Genomic DNA, 10,720 nt, shown 5'->3' with positions numbered 1-10,720 from the left:
CCGCCTCCGCTCTTTAGCTTTTCAGGCTCGTTCCTCACCCCTGACTTTGCACTGTCGCATCTTCAATGTCGGAACGTGACTCCCGGGGTTCTTGAGATCAGCTTTTACCGATGCCCACGTCCTGCGCGGTGCGACCGGGAGCGATGAAACTGGCCTCCGCCAGAGTACGACCACGGGTTTCGGGTGCGAGGATTATCGAGACTACAAGGCCGACTGCCGTGGGTCCGGCTGCCATGTACATGACGCCACCGACCCCGAACTTTTCCAGCGCCCGTCCGCTGCTCCAAAGTCCATACCGGCCTTGCGCCGTCGCTGCCGTCAGCCTTCCGCACGGCGCCCGACTCACGGATGGTGTTGTTATCCAGGTCACATTGCGTCTATCGTTGTCGGGGGCCACAGCGTGGTGGCCCCGTTTTGGAGCGGAGAACTTTGTGAACGAGAAGCTGCGGGTGCTGGTCAGCGTGGACCTCGACGGCGCCAAGGCCCACGTAAGGGTCCAGGGCCACGTGACGGTCCAGAGCGTCCATGGACTGTATGACGTGGTCCAGCGCGCCACCTCGCTCGCCTCCGGACTGGCGCTGGTACTCGATGTGACCCGTGCACAGACTGACCCCGACGCCATGGGAGAGCTTCGCGCGTGCGCAAAGTCGCACCACCTGCCGGCGCACGTGGACCCGCTCCAGCGCGACTATCGGATCAGTATCCTGACGCCGGGCTACGCGGCGTCCGCGGCCCCAGCACTGGCCCTGGCAGCCTGACGCACCGCACCAACGGCCGGAACTACCCCGCCTTAGCTCAAAAACCCGGTTCCGCCAGCCTGAGTAGCCGCCCGCGCAGGGCGCGCCTCGCTAGCACGCGCCGCGAGCGTTTGGAGGGCCACTCCCCCACCGCCCGAGACTGCTGATCGCGGATATTACGTCAGCCTTGGTTGACGCAGCATCGGTTATCGGCGTGCCGAAATGACCCCAAGCATCGTTGTTTCCAGGCGAAATAGCAGCGTTGCGTCCGGGCTTAGAACTCCGGGCTACCGATACACGCCGTGTCGTTAGTGGCGGCGGAACAGCTGATCTAAAGTAGGATGCTGGGTAACTGGAGAGATGGTGCCTTCAGTCCGTCCCTAGGTGTCCGATTGTGATTACGTCAACTATTATTGGTTGACGCTTAAACTGAGTTACCGGCTTGGCTGAGCATGTTTCGGATGGATGTCGCGTATCCCCGAGGCGTTTAGGCGGAGTCAGGAGGCGCCGTGTTCTTGGCGATGGCTGCCACAGACTTAACGCGTGTCCGGTCGCCAGGCCGAGTGATGGGCAATGTCGACTAGCTTCCGTTCGCCTAAATCCGTGGACACCCAGACGAACCCGTGTTGCGGAAAGGGCCCGTCAACCGACCCGTGCCACACGTCACCGGTTTCGTGATCCAAGACAACGACTGAGTGCCCCGGCGCAAGTAACAGGAAAGCTTCGACTTCACACCTTGTAAGGGATTCCTTTGGCCCGCTTCGTCCTGCCGCGAGCTTTGCGGCCGCCTGCCGCAGCGAGCACGGATCCTGGCCGGCCGCCTGGCATGCGCCCGGCATCAAGCTGTCAGTTGTCCCGCCGGAGATACCGCCCCTATCGTGGTTCATCGGAGGACGCGCCCCAGCTTTCTCCTATCGTGCCCGGCGAGAGTTCGGCGTTGAGCCGGGCCTCGTATCGGCCGGGGGCGAGCCGCGCTACCTGGATGCCGACCCGTTCGACCATGGCCGCGGGCTTCAAGAGATCCAGTGCCCCCTCCAGGGCGGCATCCAATTCCCTTCATGTTTGAACGGCTGTGACGAGGCGGTCTGGGGCTGCTTGAATGGTCATGAATCCTTACTCTCTCGGCGGTCGGGGTCCCGGCCATCGTTGTCACCTGTTTGGCGCTTGGGTATTCAGCGCCCATCATGGAGATTTCGTCAGTCTAGGTTGACGAATGGTCCATTATCGGTCTTCAAGCAACGGGAGGGTGACTGCACTTGTGCCCAAACAGCCGGCTTCCCGGAAGCCGGCTGTTTGGGCACAATCGCGTCGGCGTGCAGGCAGGAGACGTCAGCCTGAGACGACGGCGGTCTGCTCCTGGAAGGCCGGCACGACGTGCTCGATGAAGAGCTCAAGAGAGCGCTTCTTTTCCTCGTGGGTGAGGCTGTTGTCGGACCAGACGCTGAATTCGGTGACGCCGAGGGCCTCGTACTTCCGGAGCCGTTCGATGATCTCGTCGGGGGTTCCGATCATGGCTGTTTTGCGGAGGGACTCCGGCGTGAACTCGGGGCGGTCAGCGAACTTTTCCTCGGGGCTGGGCTCCAGGAAACCGTTCTTCGGGGTGGTCTTGTTGCCGAACCAGGCATCGAAGGTCCGGTAGAACTTGTTGATGCCTTCGGCCGGGCGGCGCCAGCCTTCGGGCTCGTCTGCGGAGTGGACGTGGGTGTGGCGCAGGACCATGAGGTCCGGGCGGGGAATGCCGGGGTTCTTCTCGACAGCGGAGTCGAACTTGCGTGCCAGGTCCTCGACCTCCTCGTCCCCCTTCATCAGTGGGGTCACCATCACGTTGCAGCCATTCTCGACGGCGAACTCGTGCGAGGAGATATCGCGGGCGGCAATCCACATCGGCGGGGTCGGCTTTTGCACGGGCTTGGGGACGCTCGTCGATGTGGGGAACTGCCAGACTTCGCCGTCGTGGGCGTAGTCGCCTTCCCACAGCTTGCGCACTGCCGGAACGAGTTCGCGGAGGTGCTTGCCGCCGTCGACGGCTGACATGCCTCCCATCAGGCGGTCGAATTCGAACTGGTAGGCGCCGCGGGCCAGGCCCACTTCCATCCGCCCGTTGCTGATGACGTCCAGGAGGGCGCACTCTCCGGCGACCCGGAGCGGGTTCCAGAAGGGAGCGATGATGGTTCCCGCGCCGAGGCGGATCTTTGATGTCCGTGCTGCGAGGTAGGCGAGCTGCGGTATGGGGCTGGGTGAGATGGTGTATTCCATCGAGTGGTGCTCGCCGATCCAGACGGTGCTGAAACCGCCAGCCTCAGCCATGAGCGTGAGTTCGGTCAGGTTCTCGAAGCATTCCTGGTGCGAGACGGATTCGTCCCAGCGTTCCATATGGACAAAGAGGGAAAAGCGCATTGATAACTCCTTCGTTGGCGGCGGTCCGCCGGGGCACGGTTAGTGCTGCAGCTAGTTCGTGGCTGCGGCGTTGCGTTCGGCGATCGTCTGGTTGCCGCGGGACCAGTGTTCGTGCTCGATTTCGCGGATGATGACGGTGGTGTTTTCGGGTACAGCACCGACGGCCTTTTCCGCTGCCTGGTGGAGCTCGTTGATGAGGGAGCGGAGCTGTTCGGGGTTGCGGCCCCGGGCGATCGATACTTCGATGAGTGGCATGTGGGTTTCTTTCAGCTGCGCATGATGAATGGATCGGAGACGGGGCCTTCGTCGGTGTTGATCCAGACGCTCTTGAGGCGGGTGTATTCGTTCATGGACTCCAGTCCGTGCTCGATGCCGACTCCTGAGTTTTTGAAGCCCTGGCGCGGTGACATCGGGGACATGGCCCGGTACGTGTTGACCCACACGGTTCCGGCTTCAAGCCTGCGTGCCATCCGGTGGGCGCGTGCCAGGTTCTGGGTCCAGATTCCGGCGGCGAGTCCGTATTCGGTGTCGTTGGCCAGGCCCACCACCTCGTCCTCGGAATCGAAGGGCATGATCGCGGCGACCGGGCCGAAGATCTCTTCCCGGACAACCCGCATGGAGTTGTTCACGTCGGTCAGGACGGTGGGGGCGAAGAAGTAGCCGGGAAGGTCGGTGTCGGGGCGTTTGCCTCCTGTCCGCACCGTGGCGCCTTCGCTGACACCGAGGTCCACGTAGGAGCTGACCTTGTCCAGTTGGGCGCCGAAGGCGAGCGGGCCCAGTTCGGTGGTGGCCAGGCGCGGGTCGCCGATGATGATGGATGCTGCGCGTTCGGCGACGCGTTCGACGAGTTCGTCGTAGACGCTGCGGTGGGCGAAGACACGGCTGCCGGCGATGCAGGTCTGGCCGGCGGCGGCGAAGATTCCGGCGATGACGCCCATCGCGGCGTTGGATACGTCCGCGTCCTCGAACACGATGTTGGGGCTCTTGCCCCCGAGTTCCAGGGTGGAGCCGATAAAGCGGGAGGCCGTCTCGGCGGCGATGCGCGCCCCGGTCTGGGTCGAGCCGGTGAAGGAGATCTTGGCCAGGTCGCGGTGGCTGACCAGGGCGGCCCCGGCTTCCTGGCCGAAGCCGGTAACAACATTCACGACGCCGTCGGGGAACCCGGCCTGGGAGGCGAGTTCGGCGACCCGGAGGATGGTCCGGGAGGTGTATTCGCTGGGTTTGATGACCACGGTGTTGCCGGCCGCCAGGGCGGGGGCGAGCTTGGACGTGGTCAGCGTCAGGGGCGAGTTCCATGGTGTGATGGCCCCGACGACCCCGAGGGGTTCGCGCTGGGTGTAGTTCAGCATGGTGATCGAGTTGGTGGGGATCTGGCTGCCCTGGACCTTGTCGGCGAGACCGGCGTAGTAGTAGAGGTATTCGGGCAGGGAGGCGAGCTGGCCGCGCATCTCACGCAGGAGCTTGCCGTTATCCAGGGTTTCGAGTTCGGCGAGTTCGTCTGCGTGCTCGCCGATCAGGTCACCCAGGCGGCGGAGGAGGTGGCCGCGCCTGGTGGCCGTGAGGTCGCGCCACAGCGGGGACTCGAAGGCATCTTTGGCTGCGGCGACAGCGCGGCGGACGTCTTCCTCTGTTCCGCGTGCTGCCTGGTAGAGCACCTCGAGTGTTGCGGGGTTGGTGCTGGGGAAGTATTCGCCGCCGGCGGGAGCGGACCAGGTACCCCCGATGAAGTGGTCGTAGCGGAGTTCAATGGACATCTGAATGCTCCTTGATAAAGGCGGTCAGTGTGTGGGCGAGGTCCTGGGGACGCTCGACCGGCATCATGTGACGTGCGCCGGGGATGATGTAGTAGGTGCAGCCGGGAATGGCCGCTGCAAGCCGCGCGCTCATTTCCGGTGTTGAGCCCGGGTCAAGCTCGCCCGTCACGGCATGGGAGGGAACGCTGATCAGCGGCAGTTCGGGTGCGATTTCAGCGTCGGCGGTGGCGAAGACGCGGTAGCAGGCCAGGAAGGACTTTGGGTCGTTCCTTTGCAGCACCTCGCGCGTCGCGTGGATAAGTTCCGCCGGGACGGCGGAGTCTTCGGGGTACCAGCGGCGGATGGATGCCCCGATTGTTGCCGGAAAATCTGTTTCGGCGGAGGCCAGCCGGACCATGACGGCGGCGTGCTCCTGGGATGTGCGGGCGCACACGGATGCGACCGACACGAGGCTGGCCACCAGGTCGGGGCGGTACCGGGCCAGGTGCTGGGCGATCAGGGCTCCGAGCGAGAATCCCACCAGATGGGTGTTCGGTTCGAGTCGTTCGGCGACGTCCGCCGCGAGCTCGGCAAGCGTGATTCCTTCGGGCGCCGGTGGACGGTGTCCGTGTCCGAGTAGTTCAAGGATTTGAACGTCGTATTCGGGTTCGAGGTATTCGCGGAGGGGATTCCACATCGATCCGTCCAGTCCCACCCCGTGGATCAGTGCTACACGCTCACGGCTCACGGCGGATGGCACCTCAGTTCTTTTCGGTGGAGAAGGCTGCCAGTCGTTGCTGGGGCCGGCCCTGGGCAGCGGCGGCGAGGGCGATCACGATTTCATCGGCATGGGGTGCGTCGTTGATCCTGACCTCGATGCTCTGGTGGTGGGAGCGGATGGTCGCGTCGGTGATGTGCTTGAGCGGGATATCGAAGATGACACCGGCCGGGCCTCGCTTTTCCACTGCCGGCAGGAGCGTCGTGGCGTTGGCGGCGTCGCGGAAGTGGTTTCCGAAGGCAAGTGTGTGGATGAGTCCCGAGCCGTGCTCGATTTCGCCGTTGAGCCCGACGATGGCTGCCTTGCCGTAGGCTTCCGCCGGGGCGCCGAGGGCCTCGAGCACGCGTGGGGCGAGCAGCGCGCCGAGGTCGGAGGCGTTGGCGTCGATGCCCTCGGAGAGGTTTTCAACGAATCCCTGCCCGGTCCACGGGTTCTTGATGATGGCCGCGACGACGGCGACTCTTGCTGCCGGGCTGACTTCCCGTCCTCCTTCAGTGAGGACGTCTTCGGTGATGGTGACGATCTTACGGATGCTCATGAAACAAGTTCTCCTAGGGTGTCTGCTTTGACGATGGGGTCGGTGAGGCGGTCACCGATCCGGGGGTGTGGCCGGGGACCTGTGGAGGCTCCGAGAGCGACGACGATCTCTCCCGGGCGGGGTGCGTCACTGACGCGGGTGGTGATGGTTTGGTAGTGGGTGCGGGTGGCTGCGGCGTTCTTGTGCCACAGCGGGACGACGAGTGACGCGCCGGCGTCGCCGCGGTCATCGGCGAAGCAGATGATTGACTCGCCCTCGAAGTATTCCCGGACGAGGTTGCCGAAGAAGGGTGTGTGGATAAGCGCGGCGCCGTGCTCGATCTCGCCGTCTGTGCCCACGATCGCTGCTTTGCCGAAGGCCTGGATGGCCTCGACGCCGCCGAGGTTCTCAGCGAGCACGTCAGTGAGCTTGCGTGCCAGCACCGGCGCGAGCTGGACTACTTCCTCGCTGAGGTCATCGGTCGGCTGCCCATCCACCCACGGGTTGGTGACCACTGCTGCTGCGGTTGCGCGGACTGCCGGGACGGCCGGGGCGAGACCGTTCTCGACCAGGATTTCCTCGCTGTAGTACACAATCTTGCGGATGCCGAATCTTTGGTCGTTCATCATCGAATCTCTTCCGTCGTGGAGAAGCGCATGGCTTCCTTTCGTAAGGGGTGGTTCAACTCCGGGGGTCGGTTGCCGGGTCGCTCAGAGCCTCCCGCGAGGAGGCGTGAACGTGGTTCCTCATGGCGGATTCGGCTCCGAAGGGGTCTTTGTGTTCGATCATTTCCAGGACCGCACGGTGTTCACGGGTGGAGGCTTCAAGCCTGCCGGGATGTTCAACCGTGCGCAGGACCAGCCGCTGGTAGGCGAGCTGGTTCATGAGCCGCTCGTAGTGCTCAACGAGTTTGCGGTTATCCGAGCCGCGGACGATGGTCCAGTGAAACTCGTGGACAAGCCGGGCATAGGCGTCGGTGTCGTGTGTAAGCGAGACCATTTCGGATTCTTCAAGGTTCCGCCGCAATATAGCGAGCTCCGGAACCTCCCCACGGCGGGCCAGCAGGGAAGCGGCCAGTCCCTCCATGGATTCCTTGAGCTGGAAAAGCTCGATGATCTCCCTGCGCGTGGGCTCCCGAACGAAGGTGCCGACTTTCGGGCGGATCTCCACGAGACCTTCATGCTGAAGCTGCTTCAACGCTTCCCGGATCGGTGTCCTGCTCACGTCGAACTCCTGCGCGAGGAAGGCCTCAGGAACGACAGCTCCCGGAGGGAAGTCGCCGCTGAGGACGAGCCGGCGGATGCGATGCAGGAGTCCGTCCTGTTCCGCCACCTCATTGACTGTTGCGAGATCATCTTGCATACATGACAGCCTATGTTGCATGCATCAGAGCGTCAATAGGCGGAAGGTGAGATTCACAAAAACCCCCCACTGCCAAGGAAATTACCCCTTTTCGCCGTCCCTCTTGACCTTTGCTTGTGAGCTGGATTACCGTCATTGGTATGCAACAGACCTTGGAACCGCTCATCACATCGGCGTGGCTGGCAGCCTGGGACAAGGGCGACCTTGATGCCCTGGACCGTCTGGTAGCCCCCGGTTACACGCGCACCAGCAAGGCCACGGGCGCAACCGTTGATCTTGCCGGCCTTAAGTCAGAGATCGCAGCGGTCCGGGAAGCCTTCCCCGACCTGCGCACCACGGTCGATGACGTCGTCGAAGGGGATGGCACGGTCGCCGTCTTCTGGACCTCCACCGGCACCCACACCAACGAATACCTCGGGGTTCCCGCAACTGGACTCACCGTCCAGACCCGGGGCTCAAACATCCTCACCGTTGAAAACGGGAAGATCCTCACAGAGTCTGTGACCTGGGACGGAAGCGAACTGCTTGCCGGCCTCGGCATCAGGCCCCTGCGCGGCATCGCCACACCGGCCACCTCGGACGGCGAGGACTTCCCGGAACTGGACCCGGACCTGATGAAGTCCTTCAACCGCCAGTTCATCACCGGCGTCACGGTCGTGACCACCAAAGAAGGCGAAACCCCCAAAGGACTCGCGGCCAACTCGTACTGCTCGGTCTCCCTCGAACCACCCCTGGTGCTCGTCTGCGTCCAGAAGACCTCGAGCACCTATTCTGCTCTCTTCTCCTCCAGCCACCTCGGCATCAACATCCTCGGCACCGAACAGCTGGACACCGTCAAGGTTTTCGCCTCCAAAGCACCCAACAAGTTCACCGAACTCGACTGGCACGAAGGACCCAAGGGAAGCCCCCTGCTGGACGGTTCCGCAGCTTGCCTGGAAGCGGAAATCCAGGAACGGTTCCAGGCGAAGACCCACACGGTCTTTATCTGCCGGGTCCGCCACGCGGAAACCAGCAGCACCGCGCCGATGGTCTACAAGGCCGGTCACTTCTTCGACGGCGCTGAACTGGCCGAACTCTAAAAAGGCCGGCGCGGCTGACCACCCTCCGACAGGCACCAGCCGCGCCGACCCATTCTGCTCGCAAGCAGCGCACCATAGGTGCGCTTCCCACATTAGGACACAAAGATGAGCCCTGACACCCTCCGCGCTGCCGACGACAGCGTCGCCGAAGACCGCGGTTACCGCAACAGCCTCACCAAAATCGAGCCTTACGGCATCGAACACATCCCCGACGTCGAACGCCACGGAAAACCACGCTCCCAGTTCTTCCTCTGGTTCGCCGCGGGCATGAATTTCCCCATCGTGGTCCTGGGCTTCAGCGCCACCTACTTCGGACTGCCCTTCTGGGCCGCAGTCCTGGCCATCATCCTCGCCGGGGTAATTTCATCCGCCGGCATGGGATACCTCTCGGCCATGGGCGTCCGGCTCGGAGTTCCGCAACAGATGCAGGGCCGGGGGCCGCTTGGATTCATCGGCAACCTGTTCCCCGTGGCGTACGTGAATGTGTTCGCCGGCATCGGCTGGGCCGCCGTCACAGTGATCCTTGGCGGCAAAGCCATCGCGCTGCTGACGAATATTCCTTTCTGGATCTCATCCCTGGTTCTGATGGCCATCCAGCTCGTCGTTGCCGTCATTGGCTACAACCTCATCCACTTCCTGCAGCGCATCCTGTCCTTCGTGCTGGTAATCGGCTTCATCTTCATCACCGTGATAGCCGCCGCCAACGGACGCATCGAGAACACCTTCAACGAATCCGCCAAAGGCTTCGACGGCGTAGGCGGATGGATCATCTTCTTCGGCTGGTTCTTCTCCTTCATCGTCGCCTGGATGCCCTTCGCCTCCGACTATTCCCGATACCTTCCCAACACCCCCGGCAACCGCCGCGGCGCCGGCTGGGCCACCATGCTCGGAAACTTCATCACCCTGGTCTGGATGGGCATTCTCGGGACACTGCTCGGCTCCACGACCACCGCTACTGACAGCATCGGCGCACTCAAAGAAACCATGGGCCCCTGGGCCGCCGTCGGCCTCGGCGTCGTCGCCCTGTCCTCCTTCACCCAAAACTTCCTGAACGTGTACGGCGGCGCCATTTCCATCCAGACCATGGGTGTCCCCGTCAAACGCCACATCGGCGTCGTGTTCATCTGCGTCGCTTCCTACCTGGTGGCGCTGTGGGGACAGGAAGGCTTCAACGAAGGATTCACCGCCTTCCTGAACCTGACCGCCTATTGCATCGCCCCCTACGTCGCCGTTCTGGTGTGCGACTACCTGTTCGGAGGCCGCCGCACCGAACGCGGCCTGCGCGAACTCTTCGACAAGTCCCGCAAATTCGAATGGGGCTTCGTGGCCTGGGCCGCCGGCGTCGCACTATCCTCGCCCTTCTGGATGTCCTCCATTTACACCGGCCCCATCGCCGCCGCCATTCCCCAGATCGGCGACCTCTCCTACTACGTCGGAGCAGCCGTCGCGGCCGCCGTCTACTTCGCCACCCACCGGCGCCAGCGCCTCTCCGGCCACGAGATGCTGGACCGCACCCCCGCCGGACGGACCCTGTGACACCCGCCCCTGGCCCCGGCGCGCCCAGGCTCGTCGTCATCGACATGCAGCGAGTTTTCCAGGACGAGGGGCAATGGCAGGTTCCCCGCTACGACGAGATCGTCCCCGTTATCGAACAGCTCCAGCAAGAACTCGGATCCGGCGCCGTGTTCACCCGTTTCGTCCGCGACGAGACCGAACACGGTGCCTGGGCCGCTTACTACCAGCGATGGAACGAGATGCGGTTCCCCACCGATTCCAACGCCTGGGACATCACCATGAATGTCCCAGGCACGGCAACGGTGGTCGACGCACCGACGTTCTCCAAGTGGGGACCCCAGCTGGCAGCCCTCATCCCGGAAGGGACCGAAATGGTCCTGACCGGGGTAGCCACCGACTGCTGTGTCCTGTCCACCGCCCTTGGCGCCGTTGACGCCGGACGGTTCGTCACCGTCATCTCCGATGCCTGTGCCGCCGTCACCGATCAAGCTCAGCAGCAGACGCTGGCGCTCCTGGAACTCCTCTCACCGATATGCGAAGTGATGACCAGTGACCAGTTCCTTACCCGTACAGTGCGGAACGCCTACTCCCGCCTGTGAAAA

The 10,720-nt window shown here is 63.4% G+C and carries 12 protein-coding genes; 4 read left to right on the top strand and 8 right to left on the bottom strand.

The features are described from left to right. Nucleotides 1-431 precede the first annotated feature (431 nt). Complete coding sequence (locus AC1DRO_RS06635) at nucleotides 432-758, top strand: hypothetical protein (RefSeq protein ID WP_476950240.1); 327 nt, start codon at nucleotides 432-434, stop codon at nucleotides 756-758. 852 nt (nucleotides 759-1,610) lie between these two features. Here AC1DRO_RS06635 and AC1DRO_RS06630 read toward each other — a convergent pair. The 8 genes from AC1DRO_RS06630 to AC1DRO_RS06595 form a co-directional block, all read right to left on the bottom strand. Further along, nucleotides 1,611-1,787 (bottom strand): hypothetical protein, encoded by a 177-nt coding sequence (locus tag AC1DRO_RS06630; RefSeq protein WP_476950239.1) that lies wholly within the window; start codon nucleotides 1,785-1,787, stop codon nucleotides 1,611-1,613. 279 nt (nucleotides 1,788-2,066) lie between these two features. After that, nucleotides 2,067-3,134 (bottom strand): LLM class flavin-dependent oxidoreductase, encoded by a 1,068-nt coding sequence (locus tag AC1DRO_RS06625; RefSeq protein ID WP_476950238.1) that lies wholly within the window; start codon nucleotides 3,132-3,134, stop codon nucleotides 2,067-2,069. A gap of 51 nt (nucleotides 3,135-3,185) precedes the next feature. After that, nucleotides 3,186-3,389 carry a tautomerase family protein gene (locus AC1DRO_RS06620; protein WP_476950237.1) on the bottom strand — a complete coding sequence of 68 codons (204 nt, stop codon included), beginning with the start codon at nucleotides 3,387-3,389 and terminating at the stop codon, nucleotides 3,186-3,188. A gap of 11 nt (nucleotides 3,390-3,400) precedes the next feature. Then, a complete protein-coding gene (locus tag AC1DRO_RS06615) occupies nucleotides 3,401-4,888 on the bottom strand; it encodes an aldehyde dehydrogenase (protein ID WP_476950236.1) in 1,488 nt (495 codons plus the stop codon). Next, nucleotides 4,878-5,615, bottom strand: coding sequence for an alpha/beta fold hydrolase (locus AC1DRO_RS06610; protein WP_476950235.1), 738 nt, complete (start codon nucleotides 5,613-5,615; stop codon nucleotides 4,878-4,880). Before AC1DRO_RS06610 ends, AC1DRO_RS06615 begins: the two co-directional genes overlap by 11 nt. Before the next feature lie 13 nt (nucleotides 5,616-5,628). Continuing rightward, a complete protein-coding gene (locus AC1DRO_RS06605) occupies nucleotides 5,629-6,183 on the bottom strand; it encodes an amino acid synthesis family protein (protein ID WP_476950234.1) in 555 nt (184 codons plus the stop codon). After that, nucleotides 6,180-6,791 (bottom strand): amino acid synthesis family protein, encoded by a 612-nt coding sequence (locus tag AC1DRO_RS06600; RefSeq protein WP_476950233.1) that lies wholly within the window; start codon nucleotides 6,789-6,791, stop codon nucleotides 6,180-6,182. The genes AC1DRO_RS06605 and AC1DRO_RS06600 overlap by 4 nt, the downstream gene beginning before the upstream one ends. Before the next feature lie 52 nt (nucleotides 6,792-6,843). Then, nucleotides 6,844-7,524 (bottom strand): GntR family transcriptional regulator, encoded by a 681-nt coding sequence (locus tag AC1DRO_RS06595; protein ID WP_476950232.1) that lies wholly within the window; start codon nucleotides 7,522-7,524, stop codon nucleotides 6,844-6,846. Between the two features lie 140 nt (nucleotides 7,525-7,664). On the opposite strand from AC1DRO_RS06595, the gene AC1DRO_RS06590 reads away from it, so the two are divergent. The 3 genes from AC1DRO_RS06590 (at nucleotide 7,665) to AC1DRO_RS06580 (ending at nucleotide 10,717) form a co-directional block, all read left to right on the top strand. Then, nucleotides 7,665-8,603, top strand: a complete 939-nt coding sequence (locus AC1DRO_RS06590) for a flavin reductase (protein WP_476950231.1) — start codon at nucleotides 7,665-7,667, stop codon at nucleotides 8,601-8,603. 105 nt (nucleotides 8,604-8,708) lie between these two features. Further along, nucleotides 8,709-10,139 carry a purine-cytosine permease family protein gene (locus AC1DRO_RS06585; RefSeq protein WP_028277936.1) on the top strand — a complete coding sequence of 477 codons (1,431 nt, stop codon included), beginning with the start codon at nucleotides 8,709-8,711 and terminating at the stop codon, nucleotides 10,137-10,139. Next, nucleotides 10,136-10,717, top strand: coding sequence for a cysteine hydrolase family protein (locus AC1DRO_RS06580; protein ID WP_476950230.1), 582 nt, complete (start codon nucleotides 10,136-10,138; stop codon nucleotides 10,715-10,717). The genes AC1DRO_RS06585 and AC1DRO_RS06580 overlap by 4 nt, the downstream gene beginning before the upstream one ends. Nucleotides 10,718-10,720: the final 3 nt, after the last annotated feature.

This window comes from Arthrobacter sp. P4_F11 (assembly GCF_056401395.1).
This window is presented reverse-complemented; position numbering and strand designations above follow the sequence as displayed.

What these genes read in the sequence shown, in the direction of transcription:
- AC1DRO_RS06625 (WP_476950238.1), bottom strand. Translation starts at nt 3,134, where the DNA reads ATGCGCTTTTCCCTCTTTGTCCATATGGAACGCTGGGACGAATCCGTC.
- AC1DRO_RS06620 (WP_476950237.1), bottom strand. Translation starts at nt 3,389, where the DNA reads ATGCCACTCATCGAAGTATCGATCGCCCGGGGCCGCAACCCCGAACAG.
- AC1DRO_RS06615 (WP_476950236.1), bottom strand. Translation starts at nt 4,888, where the DNA reads ATGTCCATTGAACTCCGCTACGACCACTTCATCGGGGGTACCTGGTCC.
- AC1DRO_RS06605 (WP_476950234.1), bottom strand. Translation starts at nt 6,183, where the DNA reads ATGAGCATCCGTAAGATCGTCACCATCACCGAAGACGTCCTCACTGAA.
- AC1DRO_RS06600 (WP_476950233.1), bottom strand. Translation starts at nt 6,791, where the DNA reads ATGATGAACGACCAAAGATTCGGCATCCGCAAGATTGTGTACTACAGC.
- AC1DRO_RS06595 (WP_476950232.1), bottom strand. Translation starts at nt 7,524, where the DNA reads ATGCAAGATGATCTCGCAACAGTCAATGAGGTGGCGGAACAGGACGGA.
- AC1DRO_RS06590 (WP_476950231.1), top strand. Translation starts at nt 7,665, where the DNA reads ATGCAACAGACCTTGGAACCGCTCATCACATCGGCGTGGCTGGCAGCC.
- AC1DRO_RS06585 (WP_028277936.1), top strand. Translation starts at nt 8,709, where the DNA reads ATGAGCCCTGACACCCTCCGCGCTGCCGACGACAGCGTCGCCGAAGAC.